This window comes from Stenotrophomonas sp. Steno-C18, from assembly GCF_056393195.1.
Genome location: NZ_JBWJOX010000006.1, coordinates 108,367 through 127,328 on the forward strand (window position 1 = coordinate 108,367; position 18,962 = coordinate 127,328).

Here is an 18,962-nt window from a genome sequence, read left to right on the forward strand (position 1 = left end):
GGGAAAGAGGGGCATGGCGGGCGTCATTTCCCGATTCACCACTTGGCAGCGTTGGGGTGCCGGATCCAAGCTGGAAAGTTGTCGGGGCGGCTCGCATGGAGCGTCGGGAATGCTCGGCTTGCTCATCGTGTCTTCGTTCACTGGACACTTGCGCGGGGCTACATCGCTGGTCGCCGATGATGAGAGGCAGTCCGCCGCGTTGGCCGGAGGTCGATCCAGCGGAGCATCCTGCTTTCAGTGCCTTTTATCGGCAAAAGGAAAGCCGCCTCTGGGGGGGGCTTTACATGACGGAGAGAGGGGGATTGATTTGGTGCTTCGCACCTCACCCTTCGGGCGGCTGCGCCGTCCCACCGGCTGCGCCGGTGGTCGAACTCGTTGGCGCTCTCATCTCCCATGTGTTTCGCCCCATAACTGAAAAAGCCGCCCACAAGGGACGGCTTTTTCAGTTATCTGGCGGAGAGAGGGGGATTCGAACCCCCGAAGCGCGGTTTAGACGCTTACACACTTTCCAGGCGTGCTCCTTCAACCACTCGGACACCTCTCCGGATCCTGCTGCTGCAATGCCTCAGCAGGGGCGCAGATTCTATAGGGACTGGCCGCCGGCCACAAGCACCCCCTGGACAGGGTGCTGGCGGACAGGGTGGGCATGGCACAATGGGGCTTCAGATGAAGACGGTTGCCTGATGTCCTATCTCGTCCTTGCCCGCAAGTGGCGTCCGAAGCGTTTTGCCGAGCTGGTGGGCCAGGAACACGTGGTCCGCGCGCTGAGCAATGCGCTTGACAGTGGCCGCGTCCACCACGCCTTCCTGTTCACCGGCACCCGCGGTGTCGGCAAGACCACCATTGCCCGCATCTTCGCCAAGTCGCTGAACTGCGAGCAGGGCACCAGCGCCGACCCGTGCGGCCAATGCCGGGCCTGCCTGGACATCGACGCCGGCCGCTACATCGACCTGCTGGAAATCGACGCCGCCTCCAATACCGGCGTGGATGACGTGCGCGAGGTGATCGAGAACGCGCAGTACATGCCCTCGCGCGGCAAGTACAAGGTCTACCTGATCGACGAAGTGCACATGCTGTCCAAGGCGGCGTTCAACGCGCTGCTCAAGACGCTGGAAGAGCCGCCGGAGCACGTGAAGTTCCTGCTGGCCACCACCGACCCGCAGAAGCTGCCGGTCACCGTGCTCAGCCGCTGCCTGCAGTTCAACCTCAAGCGCCTGGACGAGGAGCAGATCCGCGGCCAGATGACCCGCATCCTCACCGCCGAGCAGATCGCGTTCGACGACAGCGCCCTGGTGCAGCTGGCGCGCGCAGCCGATGGCTCGCTGCGCGATGGCCTGTCGCTGCTGGACCAGTCCATCGCCTATGCCGGTGGCGCGCTGCGCGATGACGTGGTGCGCGCCATGCTGGGGACGGTCGACCGCACCCAGGTGGCGGCGATGCTGGACGCACTGGCCGATGGTGATGGCACGCGGCTGCTGCAGGTGGTCGCGGCGCTGGCTGATTTCTCGCCGGACTGGAGCGGCGTGCTGGACGCGCTGGCCGAGGCGCTGCACCGCATCCAGGTACAGCAGCTGGTCCCGGGCACCGTGGTGCCGGGCGAGGGCGTGGATGCGGTGGCCTTCGGCCAGCGGTTGCGCCCGGAAGTAGTGCAACTCTGGTACCAGATGGCCCTGGGCGGCCGTCGCGACCTGCACCTGGCGCCCAGCCCGCGTGCCGGTTTTGAAATGACCGTGCTGCGCATGCTGGCGTTCCGTCCGGCCGGCGCGGTACCGGCCGTGCCGGAAGGCTCGGGGCAGGGTGCCGGGGAACAGGTCGGTGCCGCAACGACGGGCAGCGGTGTGACGGCCGCGGCCGTTGCCGCGCCAGTGACTGCGTCCAAGCCGGTTGCTGAGCCCGTGGTGCCGGTGGCACCGCCTGCAGCCGTGGCCGAAGTGGCCGTGGCACCGGTGAAGGCCGCTGCGCCGGTCGTGGCCGCGCCAGAACCGGCAGCGCCGGCCAAGCCGCAGGTAGCCGATGACGACCTGCCGCCGTGGGCGGTGGAGGCGGCCGAAGCCGCCGCGCGTGACGAGGCGATGGCGGCGGAAATGGCGATGTCCGAACCGGTCGAGGAAGCGCCGGTACGTCAGGCCGCGCCGGCGGTTCCGGTGGCCCCGATCGCGCCAGCGCGCCCGAGCGGAATCGAGATCGCCCCGGCCGCCAGGCCGGCGGCCACCGGCGGTGGGCGCGCGCTGGACAGCGCCGAACAATGGCTGGACCTGATCGTCGACAGCGGCCTGTCCGGCCCGTCGCGCGAACTGGCGGCCAACGCGGCGTTCGTCAGCTTCCAGAACGGTGTGCTGAAGCTGGCGCTGCTGCCGGGCTTTGAGTACCTGCAGTCCGAGCGCGCGTTGGCGACGCTGGCGCAGGCCTTGTCGCAGGCCTTGGGCAGCACCCCGAAGATCGTGATTGAAACCGGCAACGTCCAGGCCGAGACGTTGCACGAGCGCGCTGATCGCCAGCGCGGTGAGCAGCAAACCGCGGCCGAAGCCGTTTTCATGGCCGACCCCCAGGTGCAGCAGCTGATCCAGCAGGGCGCCCGGGTCGTGGCCGACTCCATCCGTCCCTTCAAAGAGTAAGAACCATGCGCGGCAATATCGCCCAAATGATGCAGCAGGCCCAGAAGATGCAGGAGAACCTGCAGAAGGCCCAGGAAGAAATCGCCAAGCTGGAAGTCACCGGCAGCGCCGGTGGTGGCATGGTCAGCGTGACGCTGACCGGCACCAAGGAGTGCCGCAAGGTGCGCATCGATCCGTCGGTGCTGTCCGACCAGGAGATGGTGGAAGACCTGATCGCCGCCGCCTTCAATGATGCCTCCAACAAGATCGACGCAGAATCGCAGAGCCGCATGGGCTCGGCCACGGCCGGCATGAAGCTGCCGCCGGGCATGAAGCTGCCGTTCTGATGATGCTGGCGCCGGCCGGGCCGGCATCTGCGTTACCCGCGTCGCGAAGCCTCCGGGCTTCGCGCGCTTGTTTTGAAGAGAGCCTGTCGCGATGAGCCTGCCGCTGCTGGAACAACTGATCGAAGCCTTCCGTGTGTTGCCGGGCGTCGGCCAGAAGACGGCCCAGCGCATGGCTTACCACGTGCTGGAGCGCGCACGCGACGGCGGCCAGCGCTTGTCCGAGGTGCTGGCCGAGGCCATCGAGAAGATCGGCCACTGCGAGCAGTGCCGGGATTTCAGCGAAACCCCGGTGTGTGCGGTCTGCGCCAGCAGCAGTCGCGAGCGGCAGACGCTGTGCGTGGTTGAATCACCGGCCGATCGCCTGGCGATCGAACACGCCACCAGCTATCGCGGCGTGTACTACGTGCTGCAGGGGCGGCTGTCGCCGCTGGACGGCATTGGCCCGCGCGAGCTGGGGCTGGACAAGCTCGAAGCCCGGTTGGCGCAAGGCGAGGTCACCGAGCTGATCATCGCCACCAATTCCACCGTCGAAGGCGAGGCCACCGCGCACTACCTGGCGCAGCTGGCGCGCCGCAACAAGGTGCGGCCCAGCCGCCTGGCGCAGGGCCTGCCGCTGGGGGGCGAGCTGGAGTACGTGGACCGCGGCACCTTGTCGCACGCCTTTGGCAGCCGCAGCGAAATCAGCGAATAAGCCACGGCGGGGCGGTAAGCTGTAGGCCGTTCAACGCCAGTGAGCCGTCGCATGACCGATACGATTTTCGGCAAGATCATCCGTCGCGAGATTCCCGCCAACATCGTCTATGAAGATGACGAGGTGCTGGGCTTCAAGGACATCGCCCCGCAGGCGCCGGTGCATGTCCTGTTCATTCCCAAGAACGACGTCATCCCGACCCTGGATGACCTGCAGCCCTCGCAGGCGCACCTAGTGGGCAAGCTGGCCCTGGCTGCTGCCGAGTACGCGCGCAGTGAAGGCTTCGCGCAGAACGGCTACCGCATCGTCATGAACTGCCGCGAAGATGCCGGCCAGACGGTGTTCCACATCCACCTGCATCTGCTGGCCGGCGCGCCGCTGGGGCATTTCGGCGCGGCGTAAGCAGACATCGGGTGGGTTTGACGACGCGCGGAACACGGTTCCGCCATGAGGGGGTGTTCGGTGGCTGGAGGCATCTGCAGGCGCATTGGCCTGCTGTTCGTGTTGTTCCCGTCGGCAGCATTCGCACAGGGCTTGCCGGAGGCATCCGTCGCCAGCGCGGCCTTCCAGCGCATGCAGCAGCTGTGTACGGCCGATGATGGCAAGACCTGGGGCGTGAGCCTGTGCGGGCCGGTGCTGTTGGCCGATCCGGCCAGCCGCCAGTTCATTGCCAACATGGACGGCGTGGATGCCGCGCTGGAGCGCGAGGGCGCACTCTTCCGTGGCCGCTTGCCCGACAAGGTGCCGGTGGCCAACACCGCGGTGGATTGGAATGGGCGTACCTGGACGATGTTGATGCTGCCGCTGCCGGAAGATCCGGTGGCGCAGTCCATCCTCTTCATGCACGAGGCCTGGCACCGCATCCAGGCGCAGATCGGCCTGCCGGCCACCCATGCCGATCAGGACCAGCTGGAGACGGCGCAGGGGCGTACGGCGCTGCGGCTGGAGCTGCGTGCGTTGCGTGCCGCAATGGAGGCAACGGACGCGGCGCAGCGGCAACGGGCCAGCCGTGATGCCTTGACCTTCCGGGGCTGGCGGCAGGCGCGTTTCCCGGAGGCGCGTGCAGCCGAGGATGCGATGGAGCGCCATGAGGGCATCGCCGAGTACACCGGCCGCATCCTCGCGCAGGATGCGGCGCGGGAAGCGCACCTTGCCGAACACCTGCGCCGCGGCGACGGCGTGACCGCCTATGCCCGTTCCTTCGCCTACTACACCGGGCCTGCCTACGGTGTCCTGCTGGACCGGGCCGCGCTGGATTGGCGCATCCGTTGGAACCGGAAGGACGGATTGCCACAGCTGCTTGCGGTCGGCCTGGGGGTACCCATCGACGCCGATGAGGCCGCGTTCCGGCGTGCTGGCGCGCGCCATGGTCTGGCCGAGGTCGAGGCCGAGGAGGCCGCCCGTGCCAGGCAGCAGGCTGAGGTGGTGGCGGCCCTGCGCGCGCGGCTGGTCGATGGCCCGGTGCTGGGCGTACCGGTGAACGGTGCCAGCTTCAGTTTCGATCCGAACCGGGTGACGCCGTTGCCACCACAGGGTGCGGTGTACGGGGTGATTCGCGCGGCAGCCGAATGGGGCGTGCTGGACGTGCGTGGTGATGGGCTGTTGTCCAGCGACTGGAAGCGGCTGTCGGTGGCCCATGCCGGGGCACGGCAAACGGCCGAGGGCTGGGCGGGCGAGGGATGGGCGCTCACCCTCAAGCCTGGCTGGGTGCTGCGGCCTGATGCCCGCGAGGGCGACTGGACGATCCGCCGGCAGGAGTGAGTTCTCCTGCCGCCACGAAAAACGCCGCCCGGAGGCGGCGTTTCCTGTTTGCCGTGAGCGCTGGGCGTCTTACCACCAGCCGCCGCGCCAACCCCAGCCCCAGCCGGGACCCCAACCCGGGCCCCACGGGCCGTACGGGTAGGCAGGCACCACCTCCACCTCACGCTGCACCGGCCACAGGTAGACCACGTCGGCGTTGATCTTCGGCAGCGGGTAGTCGTACTCGCCGATCTTGGTGGTCTGGTAACCATCGATGCGGCCGATGAAGGTCACGTCGCGGCCTGGCTCGAATACCGCCGGGTCGTAGAAGCCGGCGCGGCAGGCGATGAAGCGGCCGTCGCTGGCGTCGGAGGAGGTGCTGCTCGGGCGACCGGTACCGGTGAGCGGACGGGCGATCATCTGGAAGCAGGTCTCGCCCTGGCTCGGCAGGGTTTCAATGATGCGACCACCCCAGCGCACCGGCGTACCGGTCTGCTTCTGCGCCACCGAATCACGCGGGGAAACCGTGCTGAACTGCCCCTGCAGCGGCTTGGGAGCGGTGGCACAGGCGGCCAGCGTGAGGCTGGCGGCGACAATCAGGGCAATGCGGGTGTTCATGGTGATGCTCCGGGTTTCGGGCGGTGCCTGCGCAGGTCCCGCAATAATGAAACGTGGTCGGACAGGACGCCAGCGTAGCGTGCGTCGGCGAAACGTTTGCTGAGTGCCATCAGACCGCTGCCCGGGTAGCGGAGTTCCACCCGGCGCGCCCAATCGCCGGCCGGCTCGTGGGGCTCGCGGGCCAGGCCGAGGCGGGCATAGCGCCGGCCCAGCCGGTGCCAGGCGCGCAGCAGCGGGTCGCGCTGGCGCTCGCCGCGTGCCAGCAGCCAGGCCATGGCCCCCACCGCGATCACGGCGAAGCCGGCGAACAGTACGACCAACTGCGAGGGCGACAGCTCTCCGACGCCGAAGGGGCTGAGCAGGCGTTGCTGGCGCTTGGCATCGAAGGAGAGGAAGGCGGTGTTCCAGCCACGGCGCATCCAGTCACCGAACTGCACGATGCTGTCCCAGCGGCCGGCCAGGTCCAGCCCACCGGCGGCGGTGCCGCCCTGCTGGGCAAGCCGGTCTTCCAGGGTGTCATAGATGCGCTCCGGGGCGACCGCTGCGGTGGGGTCCACCCGCACCCAGCCGCGTTCGGGCAGCCACACTTCGGCCCACGCATGGGCATCCATCCGCCGGACCACCCAGTAGTCGCCGAAGCGGTTGCGCACGCCGCCCGCGTAGCCGGTGACCACGCGGGCCGGGATGCCGGCACCGCGCATCAGCACGACGAATGCGGAGCTGAAGTGCTCGCAGAAGCCTTCCTTCTGGTCGAACAGGAACTCGTCGGCACCATGGCGACCGGGCAGGGGCGTGGACAGCGTGTAGGCGAACTCGCGGTGGATCCAGTCCAGGCTGCGTTGGACGATGGCCGCGTCGTCCGTGCCGGCCTCGCTGCGCCACTTCCGGGCCAGGGCAAGGGTGCGCGGGTTGAAGCCGTCGGGGAGCTGCAGGGCCTGTTGACGGAGTGCAGGGGGCAGCTCCAGCTGGAATCGTTGCGGCGCAGCCGACTGCATCCGCCAACGTGTCAACGCGGTCAATGGCTGTGGGCTGAGCAGGGAGTAGTCGGCATCGAGGAACGTGCCAGGTGGGTTGTTCAGCGGCAGGTCCAGTGAGACCAGCTGGCGATCGTCGGTGGGCTCGTACTCGATCTGGTAGTCCCATTGGGCCGCGCCTGGTTCGAAGTGGGGGCGCGGCGTGGTGCGCTGGTAGTCCAGCCGGGTCCAGCGCCGGCCGTCGAAACGGGTGAGCACCGGGCCGCGCCAGTAACGCTGGTTCTGCGCTGGCGGCGGGCCAAAGAACTGCACGCGCAGCGCGGGGCTGTCGTCCACCATCAGGTCCAGCCATTGGCCGGCCTGCATGCTGTCGGACAGGCCGGGCCGCCCGATGGCCCGTTCCGGGATCCCCCACAGTGGACTTCCCAGGCGCGGCACCAGCCAGAACGCAGCCATGGCCAAGGGCAAGGCCAGCAGCATCAGGCGTCCGACGGTGCGTAGTTGCAGGCCGACAGCCAGTGGCCGGATGCCGGCGTCCTCGTCGGCGATCCGCTGGAGTGCGAGCAGCGCGCAGATCACCGCCGCGGCGGCCAGCAGCAGGGTGGTTGGACCCTGGTCGAGCAGGAACGCGGCAAAGGGCGCGAACAGGGCGAAGCCAATCAGGCTGCGCGCATCGCGCAGGCTGCGTAGTTCGCTGGACTTGATCGCCAGCATTGCCGCCAGCAATGCACAGCCGGTGTCGCGTCCGGGATGGGCTCCCATCTGCCAGTAGATGGCGGCCAACATGACGGCGACGAGCAACAGCCGCAGTGGCATCGACGGCACCTTCCGCCAGGAAAGCAGTGCGACCAGCATGGCGGCCGCGGCGATCATGCCTGCCAGCACGCCAGGCAACTGCAGCAACAGTGGCAACAGGGCCAGGGCGGTGGTCAGCATCGCCCCGCTGCGTGCGGTGTTGCTGGCGTCAGGAGCGTTGTCGCGCTTCATGCGGGCGGTAGCAGGGCAAGGGCGCGCAGGCACAGGTGGCGATGGGCATCGCCGCTGGCCGGGCCGATCGGTGGGGTGCCGGGCAGGCGCAACTGGTAACGGCGGCCCTCGCGTTCGGCATCGTCCACCCAGCGCGCGAGGCGGGAGATGCGGCGCTCATGGGGCAGTGCGTGCAGCTGTTGCCAGTCCAGTACCAGTTCGGTGCCGGCCGGGCGCTCGTACTCGCGCACCAGCAGCGTGTCGCGGCGTGCGGAGTGCTTCCAGGCGATGGTCCGGCGTGCATCACCGGCACGATAGGGCCGCAACTGCTGCAGTTCGTCGCCTAGTGGATGCACCCGGGTACGCGTGGAATGGCTGCCGGTATCCGGCAGGGGCGGCGGGTTGGCTTCGGGCGTGGGATAGACCAGCAGCGGTGCTTCCGGCCAGAACCAGCTCCACGCACGTACCAGGCCAAGCGGTTGGGTGGTGGAGACGCGGATGCGCGACAGGTCCATCCAGCCGCGCGCGGTGGTGGGCAGCCACAGGTCGGCCTCGGCCTGGCTGTCCTGGGCCAGGCTGGCGTTGCCGTGGACCTGTTCGTGGTCGAGCTGCAGCGCACGTCGGCTGCGGCTGTCGCTGCGTGACAGCGCGAGCCGCAACTGGATGGGGGTGCCGGCCGCCACCGGCTCGGCGGACATCGCCTCCAGGCGGAGGCCGGACAACTGCAGGTGGGCGTACACGGCACTGGCCATGGCGGTGGTGGCCAGCACCAGGGCCAGCAGCAACGCGGGGTTGTTGTTGTAGTTCAGTGCGCCCAGCAGCATCACCGCCAGCAGTGCGGCCAGGAACAATCCGAAGCGGGTCGGCAGCACGTAGATGCGGCGCCGGTCCAGTTGCACCGGCAGCGCTTCGGGGTGGCGTGGGCGCGCCAGCCATTGCAGTGACTGCAGGCGTTGCCGCAGGCGGTCGATCATTCAATCGACCTTGACGCTGTGCAGGATGGCGCGTGCCAAGGTCGGGCCGGACGAGGACTCGGCCTCGGCGACCAGCCGGTGCCCGGCCACGGCGATGAACAAGGCCTGCACATCCTCGGGCACCACATGCCTGCGGCCCAGCAGCAGCGCATGCGCCTTGGCCGCGCGCAACAACGCGATGCCGGCGCGCGGCGACAGGCCGACCTTCACCCCCGGATGCTGGCGACTGCGGGTCAGCAGCGCCTGCACGTAGTCGATCAGTGCGTCGCTGGCGTGCACCTGTTCCACCGCCTCGCGCAGTTGCAGGATGTCCTGGTCGGACAGGCGGGGCGTGGTGCGCGCGATCAGGTCACGGCGGCTGCCGCCACTGAGCAGCGCGCGTTCGGCCTGGGCATTCGGGTAGCCCAGGGTCAGGCGCAGCAGGAAGCGGTCCAACTGCGAGTCGGGCAGCGGGAAGGTGCCGGACAGGTCCACCGGGTTCTGCGTGGCGATCACGAAGAAGGGATCCGGCAATGCATGCGTGACGCCGTCCAGGGTGACCTGCTGCTCGGCCATCGCTTCGAGCAGCGCGCTCTGGGTGCGCGGCGGCGCGCGATTGATCTCATCGGCCAGCAGGACGTTGCAGAACACCGGCCCGGGATGGAACTGGAAGCTGCGGCTCTGCGCGTCGTAGACCGAGATGCCCAGCACGTCGGCCGGCAGCAGGTCCGAGGTGAACTGCACGCGCTGGAACTGCAGGCCGAGCGTGGAGGCCATGGCGTGGGCCAGCGTGGTCTTGCCGAGCCCGGGCAGATCCTCGATCAGCAGGTGTCCCCCGGACAACAGGGCGACAAACGCCAGCCGTACTTCCTGCGCCTTGCCCAGCAGCAGGGCGTTGACCTGTTCCTGCGCCTTGTGCAGGGAGGGCAACGTGACATCGGTTAGCATTCCAGGTGTGGCCAGACTCATGGTCATCTCTCGATTCTTGCAACTTTGAGGAAGTGTAAGTGCCTATCAGGGGGGAGCGCCGCGCCTACATCATGTTCCTGACGTTGTGGGTGTTGGCCACGGCGGTCAAGGTCCTGGTGGCGTCACGGTTGCCGTTGTTCGTCGACGAAGCGTTCTATTGGCAGGAAGGCCAGCATCTTGCGGCGGCCTATTCGGACCTGCCGGGGTTGACGGCCTGGTTGACGCGACTGGGCGTGGAAGTGGCCGGCGGGCATCGTCTCGGCGTGCGCCTGCCATTCCTGGCGCTGGGTGCATTGCTGCCGTGGATGGTGGCGTGGATCACCGGGCGTTGGTTCGGCGGGCGGATCGGCTGGCAGGCCGGTTGCCTGGCGTTGCTGATGCCGATGTCGGCCACGCTGGGCATCCTGGCGGTGCCGGACGTGCCGATGGCCATCGCGGCATTGCTCTGCCTCGGGGCGGGTGCACGGCTGTTGCGCGGCGTGGATGCCGGCGGTGCGCTGCTGCTCGCGCTGGGCCTGGTGGTGGGGGCCCTGAGCCACTATCGGTTCCTCGGCGTGATCATCGTGGGATTCATTGCCCTGGTGCTGTTGCCGGAAGGGCGGCGTGTATTGCGTGATCCCCGGATCTGGATCGCGCTGGCCACCGGCATCGTGGCATGGCTGCCATTGATGGCGTGGAACCTGGAAAACCAGGACGCTGGCCTGAAGTTCCAGATCATCGAGCGCCACCCTTGGGTGTTCAGCAGCGAGGGTCTGCTGTTCCTGCTGATACAGCCGCTGATGGTCACGCCGGTGCTGTTCGTGGCCATGGTGATGGTGGGCATCAGCGGCGTACGCAAGGCTGCGGGTGGGTTCCATCACGTGCAGTGGCGCTACTTCGCGTTGGTGGGCGCCGCCTCGACGGCGTTGATCTTCCTGCTGGGCTTCTTCACCGATGCCGAGCGGATCAGCTTCCATTGGCCGCTGCCCGGATATCTGGCCCTGCTGGTCGGGGTGCCGGTGCTGCTGACGCATTGGCCGAAGGCATGGCGGCGCGCGGTATGGGTGACGGCGGCGATCGGCCTGGTCGTCGCGCTGGGGTATTACCTGGTCGTGTCCATGCCCGGCCTGCGCCAGGAGATGGCGGGCAGCAAGTACTACCCGCGCAATTTCGCCGGCTGGTCACCGCTGGCCGCGGCCGTGCGCGAAGAGTTGCAGCACATGCCGGCCGACACCACGGTCCTGGCCGGCAGTTTCAAGGTGGGTTCCGAGCTGGGGTTCCGCCTGGACGATCCGTCCGTCCAGGTGCTGCCGCATCCGCTCAATGATCGTCATGGGCGTACCGCGCAGCTGGCCCTGTGGGGCCTGGTCAGCGATGGTCATCGCGACAACCCGCAATTGCTGGTGCTGGCTCCCAGTGACCAGCGCTACCGCGACCTGCTGGCCCGCTATCACGCGGTCTGCGAACTGGTCGGGCCGCTGCCGCCGCCTCGGGTGGTGTCGTTGGACCATGGTTTCCAGCGGTTCCTGCTGTTCCGGCTACCGGCAACCCGGCAGGAGGGGCCGTGCGTCACCCCGGCGATGGCCTGGGTGGATGTGCCGGCGGCCGGTGCGTCGGTCGCGCGCGGCGTGGTCGACGTGCAGGGGTGGGCATTCAAGGACGGTGTCGGGCTGGACCGCGTGGAGCTGCTGGTGGACGGGCACAGTGTCGGTGATGCCGTCTATGGACGGGTCTTCGACATCCGCCAGGCGTGGCCGGGCACGAATGACCCGCACCATCCGGCGGTGGGCTTCGACGCCAGGGTGGATACCCGCGCGCTGGCGCCGGGCCGGCATTGGCTGGGCATGCGCCTGCACGGCAAGGACGGCAGCGTCGAGGAGTGGGCCGAACAGCCGTTCGTGGTGGAGTAGGGCGCTCTCCCGGGTGCTTGCGCTGCCGGCGATCAGGGCAGCGCGTAGCCGGCGCGCCGCAGCAACTGTGACAGGGCGATCAGCGGCAGGCCGACCAGTGCGGTCGGGTCGCTGCAATGGATGGCCTCGAACAGGCTGATGCCCAATCCCTCGCACTTGAAGCTGCCGGCACAGTCCAATGGTTGCTCGGCGTCGACGTAGCGGCGGATTTCCTCGCGGTTCAAGGCACGGAACCGGACCCGGGTGACGTCCATGGCCTGCAGTTGCTCGCGGCCATTGTCCAGGCACAGCGCGGTATGGAAGCGCGCCTCCTGGCCGGACATGGCGGCCAGTTGCGCGCAGGCGGCTTCGACGGTGCCCGGCTTGCCCAGCGGCGCCCCATTCAGTTCGGCGACCTGGTCCGAGCCGATCACCCAGTCGCCCGGGTGTCCGGCCGCCACGGCCTGCGCCTTGGCCGCCGCCAGACGGGCGGCCAGCGCAGCCGGCGCCTCCCCGGCCAGCGGGGCTTCATCGACCTGGGGGGCGATGGAGCTGAACGGCAGCCGCAGCCGGGACAGCAATTCGGCCCGGTAGCGGGAAGTGGAGGCGAGGATCAGGTCGGTCATGTGGGAAAATGGCGGATCCGGGCGTGGCAGTCTGCTGCGACCAGCCCGTGGTGACAATGATTCCTTGCCACCGGGTTTGACAGCGGCGGGCCTGGTCCTTAACATTCTGCAGCTTATGTCCGCGAACGTGCCCGAATTGCTGGATGCTTGGCGGATGGTCGCAGCACGCAGGTGCTTCGACGGCCAGGTGCCCTTGTCCGATTTGCCCCGCCTGCAGGGCCTTGTTGCCGATGCCGAAGGGCAGTGCCATTACGCACTGGAATTTGGGCGCGACGAGGTGTTGAAGGTAGCCTATGTCGAGTTGACCATCGATACCGAGCTGCCGCTGATCTGTCAGCGCAGCATGCAGCGTTTCCTGCTGCCGGTGGCGATCCGCCAGCGACTGGGCCTGATCCGCGACGAGGAAGAGGAATCGGCGCTTCCGCCGGATTACGAAGCGCTGCTGGTGCCGGAAGATGGCAACCTGCAGCCGCTGGAACTGGTCGAGGATGAATTGGTGTTGGCGGTGCCGGTGGTGGCGCTGGCACCGGGGAGCGAGGCGGTCGAACGTGACTGGCCGGCGACCGAAGAGGAACAGAGCAAGGCCAATCCGTTCGCGGCATTGGCGGCGCTGAAGAAACAATAGCGGCCGGTTATCGTCGGCGGCTGCGGCGAAAGCGAGTAGTGCAGGACGCTGGCGTCCCGTGCAATTAAACGACGAAGCAAACGAACCGAGTTTGGAGCAATCCCATGGCTGTGCAGAAATCCCGTGTTACCCCGTCCCGCCGCGGCCAGCGTCGTGCGCACGACGCCCTGAGCGCCAAGCAGCTGTCCACCGACCCGACCACGGGTGAAGTGCACCTGCGCCACCACATCACCGCCGACGGTTTCTACCGTGGCAAGAAGGTGATCACGACCAAGTCGTCCTCGGTCGTCGAAGAAGATTGATTCGTGACTGCCGCCACGTGCGCGTGGCGGCGGTTGCACCGATTCTTCCGGGGCCGCCTTCGGGCGGCTTCGCGCAACAGGAAACAGCATGAGCAAGCGGATCTACTCGAGGATCGCGGGCACTGGTAGTTACTTGCCCGAGAAAGTGTTGACCAACGACGATCTGACCAAGATCGTGGACACGACCGATGAGTGGATTCAGTCGCGAACGGGTATCCGTGAGCGACATATCGCTGCCGAAGGCGAAACCACCAGCGATCTCGGCTATCACGCCGCGGTACGTGCGCTGGAGGCGGCCGGCATCGAGGCTTCGCAGCTGGACATGATCGTCGTGGGGACCACCACGCCGGACATCATTTTCCCGTCCACCGCCTGCCTGATCCAGGCGCGCCTCGGCGCGGCCGGCTCGGCGGCGTTTGACGTCAATGCGGCATGTTCGGGCTTCCTGTTTGCCCTGAGCGTGGCCGATAAATTCATCCGCAGCGGCGACGCCAGGCATGTGCTGGTGATCGGTGCGGAAACCCTGACCCGCATCGTCGACTGGAACGACCGCACCACCTGCGTGTTGTTCGGCGATGGCGCGGGCGCCGTCGTGCTCAAGGCCGACGAAGACACCGGTATTCTCAGCACCCACCTGCATGCCGACGGCAGCAAGAAGGAGCTGCTGTGGAACCCGATCGGCGTGTCGGTCGGCCTGGACAAGCCCGGCAAGATCAACATGAAGGGCAACGACGTGTTCAAGTACGCCGTCAAGGCGCTGGACTCGGTCGTCGATGAAACCCTACAGGCCAACGGCCTGGACAAGTCCGACCTGGACTGGCTGATCCCGCACCAGGCCAACCTGCGCATCATCGAAGCCACGGCCAGGCGCCTGGACATGTCGATGGATCAGGTGGTGGTGACCGTGGACAAGCATGGCAACACCTCGGCCGGCTCGGTGCCGCTGGCACTGGATGCGGCGATCCGCTCCGGCCGGGTCGAGCGTGGCCAGCTGCTGCTGCTGGAAGCCTTCGGCGGCGGCTTCACCTGGGGTTCGGCGTTGCTGCGTTACTGATCACGGTTTGTGTGCCGGCCGCGGCGTGAGGCGGCGGCACGGGTGATCCGGGAGGTTGCGTCATGGCAGAAGCCATTCTTATCGAGGGCCAGCGTGCATGGCTCAAGTACTACGGTGAAGGCAGCCGGGCATTCGCCCTTGGCCTGCTGGACCTTGTCGCCCATCGTTTCGGCATGGACGCGTTGCGGCCGCCGCCGCACCGGGGTGGCGAGCAGGCGCGTGACATCGAGGCGCGCCGCCTGGCCGAGTTGCGCGAGCAGGGCGTGAACGTCCCGGCCGTCATCGGCGAGGGGCGGGCGGCCCTGTTGCTGGAGCATACCGGCGACTCCTTCAACCAATGCATGCGCGATGCCGATGATGCCGGCCGCGACCGGCTGGTGAAGGCGGCCATGGCCACCCTTGCCGACGCGCATGCGCGCGGGGCCTACCTGGGCCAGCCGCTGCCGCGCAACATGACCTGGGACGGCGAGAACGTCGGTTTCCTCGATTTCGAGGAGGACCCGCTGGAAGTGATGGACCTGCCCACGGCGCAGGCGCGCGACTGGCTGATGTTCGGCTACGGAGTGGCCAAGTACTACGACCACCGCGGCGAGGTCCTGCAGGACCTGCTGATCGAGGCGATGGAGCGGGCGCAGGGGCCGGTGGTCGAGCAGGCCAACGAGGTGACCACGCGGCTGCAGTCACTGGCGCGCCTGTTGAAGCGGGCGGGCCGGTCCGGCCGGGTGCTGGCGCAGGCCATTTTCGCCCTGCACGCGGCCACTTCGCTGGGCCTGGTGCTGCTGACGGTGGTCTGCGTGGACTGGCTGATCGACGGCCAGGTCGACCTGCTGGGCATGCTCGGCTGAGCGCCCTGCATACGCTTCAGTACAGACGAGCGGGCAGGTTCGCGCTTATGATGCCCCGCTTCGAAGTGCAGCAGATGACCGCGTGACTGATTCCCGACTCGCTTTCGTGTTCCCCGGCCAGGGCTCCCAGTCCCTGGGCATGTTGGCCGAACTGGCTGAATTGCACCCGCAGATCCGCGAAACCTTCGCCGAGGCGTCCGATGGCGCCGGCGTGGACCTGTGGGCGTTGTCGCAGGGCGGCCCGGAAGAGCAGCTCAACCGCACCGAGTTCACCCAGCCGGCACTGCTGGCGGCGAGCATCGCGGTGTGGCGCCTGTGGAACGCACAGGGCGGTGCCAAGCCGGCCGTGCTGGCCGGGCACAGCCTGGGTGAATACACCGCGCTGGTCGCTGCCGGTGCCTTGTCGCTGCGTGAAGGCGCACACCTGGTGCGTCTGCGCGGCCAGCTGATGCAGGACGCGGCCCCGGCCGGCGTCGGCGCCATGGCGGCCGTGCTCGGTGCCGAGGACGCTATGGTGCTGGAGGTCTGTGCCGAAGCGGCGGGCAGCCAGGTCGTGGTACCGGCCAATTTCAATTCCCCGGGCCAGATCGTCATTGGTGGCGATGCCGACGCGGTCGACCGCGCGCTGGCGCTGCTGGCCGAGAAGGGCGTGCGCAAGGCGGTGAAGCTGGCCGTCAGCGTGCCCTCGCACACCCCCTTGATGCGCGAAGCCGCCAACCGCCTGGCTGAAGTGATGGCTGGGCTGGACTGGCGCGCGCCGCAGCTGCCGGTGGTGCAGAACGTCGATGCCAAGGTGCATGACGGCGTGGATGCCATCCGCCAGGCGCTGGTGCAGCAGCTGTACCAGCCGGTGCAGTGGACCGGTTGCGTGCAGGCGCTGGCCGCCCGTGGCGTGAGCCGCGTGGCCGAGTGCGGCCCGGGCAAGGTGCTGACCGGCCTGGTCAAGCGCATCGACAAGACCATCGAAGGCCGCTCGCTGGCGACCCCGGCCGATTTCGCCGGTGCGCTGGAAGAGTGGGCCAACTGATCCCATGGGCATGAGGGCGGGCGCAACCTGCGTCCGGCCGTGAACGGCTGCCGCCACCGCGGCGCCGCCTGAAGAAGAGAGAAACCGCATGAGCAAGCCATTGCAGGGTGAAATCGCGCTCGTCACCGGCGCCAGCCGCGGCATCGGTGCCGCCATCGCCGACGAACTGGCCGCCCAGGGCGCCACCGTCATCGGCACCGCCACCACCGAGTCCGGCGCCGCCGCCATCGGCGAACGCCTGGCCGCGCAGGGCGGCCACGGCCGCGCCCTGAACGTGACCGAGCCCGGCGCGGTGGACGCGCTGATCGAGGCGGTCAGCAAGGAGTTCGGCGCCATCACCATCCTGGTGAACAACGCCGGCATCACCCGCGACAACCTGCTGATGCGCATGAAGGACGAGGACTGGCAGGCCATCCTCGACACCAACCTGACCAGCGTCTACCGCACCTCCAAGGCGGTGATGCGCGGCATGATGAAGGCGCGCAAGGGCCGCATCATCAACATCGCCTCGGTGATCGGCGTGACCGGCAATGCCGGCCAGGCCAACTACGCCGCGGCCAAGGCCGGCATCATTGCCTTCTCCAAGTCGCTGGCCAAGGAAATCGGCAGCCGTGGCGTGACCGTGAACGTGGTCGCCCCGGGCTTCATCGATACCGACATGACCAAGGACCTGCCCGAGGACGCCAAGGCGGCGATGCTCGGCCAGGTCGCGCTGGGCCGCCTCGGCGAGCCGGCGGACATCGCCAAGGCGGTGGGCTTCCTGGCCGGCCCGTCGGCCAGCTACATCACCGGCGAAACCCTCCACGTCAACGGCGGGCTGTACATGCCGTAAGCGTGTGGTGCAGGGACTGCACCCAAGTGGTTGATCGCCGGGGTTTTTTGCCAGAATGCATCGGCCCGGCGCTTTCCACTACACTATCCCACGGCCATCACCACGTGGTGGCGTCTTTTGAACCACTACTCCATCTGGAGCGATATCCAATGAGCACCATCGAAGAACGCGTCAAGAAGATTGTTGTCGAGCAGCTTGGCGTCAAGGAAGAAGAAGTCACCAACAGCGCATCGTTCGTCGATGACCTGGGTGCAGACTCGCTGGACACCGTCGAGCTGGTGATGGCGCTGGAAGAAGAGTTCGAGTGCGAAATCCCGGACGAGGAAGCCGAGAAGATCGGTACCGTCCAGGCTGCCATCGACTACGTCAAGGCGCACGTCAAGGCGTAATCCACGCCTGACAGAACGCGGCCGGCATGAACTTCCGCCCGCGTTGCAAATCCATGGGGCCGCGGATGCGGCCCTGTGCTTTTCACCGCTTCAACCCCCGCCCCCGTGAACGGGGCCAGGAGAATCCGCAATGAGTCGTCGCGTCGTCGTTACCGGCATGGGCATGGTGTCGCCGCTGGGCAATGATCTGGCCAGCAGCTGGGAAGGCATCATCAATGGCCGCTCGGGCATTGGCCCGCTGACGAACGTTGCAGATGCCTATCTGGAACGTTTCACCACCAAGATCGCAGGTGAGGTCAAGGATTTCGACATCACCGCCGACAACCCGTTGTTCGGCAAGTTCAGGGTCAGTGGCAAGGATGCCAAGAAGATGGACCCGTTCATCCACTACGGCCTGGGTGCCGCCTTCATGGCGCTGCATGACTCGGGCCTGGAAATCACCGAGGCCAATGCCGAGCGCATCGGCGCCATCGTCGGCGCCGGCATCGGTGGCCTGCTGGGCATCGAGGAACAGACCATCGAGTTCCACGAGGGCAAGAAGATCTCGCCCTTCTACGTGCCCAAGACCATCATCAACATGCTGCCGGGCCAGCTGAGCATCATCACCGGCCTGAAGGGACCGTCGTTCTCGGCGGTGTCGGCCTGCGCCACGTCCAACCATTCCATCGGCACGGCGATGCGCATGATCCAGTACGGTGATGCCGACGTGATGGTCGCAGGTGGCGCCGAGCGGGGTTCCTCGCCGACCGCCCTGGGCGGCTTCTGCGCGATGAAGGCCATGTCCACCCGCAACGACGCGCCGGAAAAGGCCTCGCGCCCGTGGGACAAGGAGCGCGACGGCTTCGTGCTGGGCGACGGTGCCGGCATCCTGATCCTGGAAGAGTACGAGCACGCCAAGGCGCGCGGCGCACGCATCTACTGCGAGCTGGCCGGCTTCGGCGCAAGCTCCGACGCGTACCACATGACTGCGCCGAGCGAGAACGGCGAAGGCGCCGCCCGCTGCATGGTCGCGGCGATGAAGGACGCCGGCGTCACCCCGGAGCAGGTGGGCTACCTCAACGCGCACGGCACCTCCACGCCGCTGGGCGACCTGGGCGAGACCATGGCGATGAAGACCGCCTTCGGCGAGCATGCCTACAAGCTGCTGGTGAGCTCGACCAAGTCGATGACCGGCCACCTGCTCGGCGCGGCCGGCGGCGTGGAAGCCATCTTCTCGGTGATGGCGCTGGAGACCGGCATCATCCCGCCGACGATCAATCTGGAAGATCCGAGCGAAGGCTGCGACCTGGATTACGTGCCGAACGTGGCCCGCAAGGCACAGGTGGACGTGGTGATGTCCAACGGCTTCGGCTTCGGCGGCACCAACGGCACGCTGGTGTTCAAGCGCATCTAAGCTTTAAGCCCCTCTCCCGCAAGCGGGAGAGAGGTTGGGGTGAGGGCGGCTTTTTTAAGGGCTTTAGCAGCTCCCCCTCATCCGCCCTCCGGGCACCTTCTCCCGCAGACGGGAGAAGGGAACAGCCTGCATTTCTGACATTTCGGGCC

At 67.6% G+C, this 18,962-nt stretch carries 19 protein-coding genes and 1 tRNA gene; 14 read left to right on the forward strand and 6 right to left on the reverse strand.

Annotated features, from left to right (window positions below):
- Positions 1 to 451 precede the first annotated feature (451 nt).
- A tRNA-Ser gene (locus AC06FE_RS13460) sits at positions 452 to 544 on the reverse strand.
- A gap of 139 nt (positions 545 to 683) precedes the next feature.
- Between AC06FE_RS13460 and dnaX the strand changes: the two genes are divergently transcribed.
- The 5 genes from dnaX to AC06FE_RS13485 all read left to right on the forward strand — a co-directional run bounded on the left by dnaX (position 684) and on the right by AC06FE_RS13485 (position 5,393).
- On the forward strand, positions 684 to 2,615 hold the full coding sequence (dnaX, locus tag AC06FE_RS13465) for a DNA polymerase III subunit gamma/tau (protein WP_478073294.1): 1,932 nt from the start codon (positions 684 to 686) through the stop codon (positions 2,613 to 2,615).
- Positions 2,616 to 2,620: 5 nt separating this feature from the next.
- Complete coding sequence (locus tag AC06FE_RS13470) at positions 2,621 to 2,941, forward strand: YbaB/EbfC family nucleoid-associated protein (RefSeq protein ID WP_132864806.1); 321 nt, start codon at positions 2,621 to 2,623, stop codon at positions 2,939 to 2,941.
- A gap of 91 nt (positions 2,942 to 3,032) precedes the next feature.
- The gene (recR, locus tag AC06FE_RS13475; protein WP_132864805.1) at positions 3,033 to 3,632 is read left to right on the forward strand and encodes a recombination mediator RecR; all 600 of its coding nucleotides are present in this window, start codon (positions 3,033 to 3,035) and stop codon (positions 3,630 to 3,632) included.
- Between the two features lie 51 nt (positions 3,633 to 3,683).
- The gene (locus AC06FE_RS13480; RefSeq protein WP_478073295.1) at positions 3,684 to 4,034 is read left to right on the forward strand and encodes a histidine triad nucleotide-binding protein; all 351 of its coding nucleotides are present in this window, start codon (positions 3,684 to 3,686) and stop codon (positions 4,032 to 4,034) included.
- 60 nt (positions 4,035 to 4,094) lie between these two features.
- Positions 4,095 to 5,393 (forward strand): hypothetical protein, encoded by a 1,299-nt coding sequence (locus AC06FE_RS13485; protein WP_478073296.1) that lies wholly within the window; start codon positions 4,095 to 4,097, stop codon positions 5,391 to 5,393.
- Positions 5,394 to 5,462: 69 nt separating this feature from the next.
- On the opposite strand, the gene AC06FE_RS13490 is transcribed toward AC06FE_RS13485, so the two are convergent.
- Genes AC06FE_RS13490 through AC06FE_RS13505 form a run of 4 tightly spaced genes read right to left on the reverse strand, consistent with a single transcriptional unit; the run spans position 5,463 to position 9,858 of the window.
- Positions 5,463 to 5,990 (reverse strand): Slp family lipoprotein, encoded by a 528-nt coding sequence (locus tag AC06FE_RS13490; protein WP_132864802.1) that lies wholly within the window; start codon positions 5,988 to 5,990, stop codon positions 5,463 to 5,465.
- Entirely contained in the window at positions 5,987 to 7,951 is a 1,965-nt protein-coding gene (locus AC06FE_RS13495) for a transglutaminase TgpA family protein (RefSeq protein WP_478073297.1), read from the reverse strand. The genes AC06FE_RS13490 and AC06FE_RS13495 overlap by 4 nt, the downstream gene beginning before the upstream one ends.
- Positions 7,948 to 8,904 carry a DUF58 domain-containing protein gene (locus tag AC06FE_RS13500; RefSeq protein WP_313254002.1) on the reverse strand — a complete coding sequence of 319 codons (957 nt, stop codon included), beginning with the start codon at positions 8,902 to 8,904 and terminating at the stop codon, positions 7,948 to 7,950. The genes AC06FE_RS13495 and AC06FE_RS13500 overlap by 4 nt, the downstream gene beginning before the upstream one ends.
- Complete coding sequence (locus tag AC06FE_RS13505; protein ID WP_478073298.1) at positions 8,905 to 9,858, reverse strand: AAA family ATPase; 954 nt, start codon at positions 9,856 to 9,858, stop codon at positions 8,905 to 8,907. It lies immediately after the preceding gene.
- A gap of 38 nt (positions 9,859 to 9,896) precedes the next feature.
- Between AC06FE_RS13505 and AC06FE_RS13510 the strand changes: the two genes are divergently transcribed.
- Positions 9,897 to 11,741, forward strand: coding sequence for a glycosyltransferase family 39 protein (locus AC06FE_RS13510; protein ID WP_478073437.1), 1,845 nt, complete (start codon positions 9,897 to 9,899; stop codon positions 11,739 to 11,741).
- Positions 11,742 to 11,773: 32 nt separating this feature from the next.
- On the opposite strand, the gene AC06FE_RS13515 is transcribed toward AC06FE_RS13510, so the two are convergent.
- Positions 11,774 to 12,346: a Maf family protein gene (locus tag AC06FE_RS13515; protein WP_478073299.1), complete on the reverse strand. Its 573-nt coding sequence runs from the start codon at positions 12,344 to 12,346 to the stop codon at positions 11,774 to 11,776.
- Between the two features lie 115 nt (positions 12,347 to 12,461).
- Between AC06FE_RS13515 and AC06FE_RS13520 the strand changes: the two genes are divergently transcribed.
- The 8 genes from AC06FE_RS13520 to fabF all read left to right on the forward strand — a co-directional run bounded on the left by AC06FE_RS13520 (position 12,462) and on the right by fabF (position 18,813).
- Entirely contained in the window at positions 12,462 to 12,971 is a 510-nt protein-coding gene (locus tag AC06FE_RS13520; protein WP_313254264.1) for a YceD family protein, read from the forward strand.
- Positions 12,972 to 13,075: 104 nt separating this feature from the next.
- Positions 13,076 to 13,273 carry a 50S ribosomal protein L32 gene (gene rpmF, locus AC06FE_RS13525; RefSeq protein WP_132864798.1) on the forward strand — a complete coding sequence of 66 codons (198 nt, stop codon included), beginning with the start codon at positions 13,076 to 13,078 and terminating at the stop codon, positions 13,271 to 13,273.
- Between the two features lie 88 nt (positions 13,274 to 13,361).
- Positions 13,362 to 14,327 (forward strand): beta-ketoacyl-ACP synthase III, encoded by a 966-nt coding sequence (locus tag AC06FE_RS13530; protein WP_132864797.1) that lies wholly within the window; start codon positions 13,362 to 13,364, stop codon positions 14,325 to 14,327.
- Positions 14,328 to 14,389: 62 nt separating this feature from the next.
- A complete protein-coding gene (locus AC06FE_RS13535; RefSeq protein WP_478073300.1) occupies positions 14,390 to 15,172 on the forward strand; it encodes a BUD32 family EKC/KEOPS complex subunit in 783 nt (260 codons plus the stop codon).
- 82 nt (positions 15,173 to 15,254) lie between these two features.
- A complete protein-coding gene (fabD, locus tag AC06FE_RS13540; RefSeq protein ID WP_192286527.1) occupies positions 15,255 to 16,199 on the forward strand; it encodes an ACP S-malonyltransferase in 945 nt (314 codons plus the stop codon).
- Between the two features lie 88 nt (positions 16,200 to 16,287).
- Positions 16,288 to 17,031, forward strand: a complete 744-nt coding sequence (fabG, locus tag AC06FE_RS13545; protein WP_132864794.1) for a 3-oxoacyl-ACP reductase FabG — start codon at positions 16,288 to 16,290, stop codon at positions 17,029 to 17,031.
- Between the two features lie 149 nt (positions 17,032 to 17,180).
- On the forward strand, positions 17,181 to 17,420 hold the full coding sequence (gene acpP, locus AC06FE_RS13550) for an acyl carrier protein (protein ID WP_132864793.1): 240 nt from the start codon (positions 17,181 to 17,183) through the stop codon (positions 17,418 to 17,420).
- A gap of 130 nt (positions 17,421 to 17,550) precedes the next feature.
- Positions 17,551 to 18,813, forward strand: a complete 1,263-nt coding sequence (fabF, locus tag AC06FE_RS13555; protein ID WP_478073301.1) for a beta-ketoacyl-ACP synthase II — start codon at positions 17,551 to 17,553, stop codon at positions 18,811 to 18,813.
- Positions 18,814 to 18,962 lie beyond the last annotated feature (149 nt).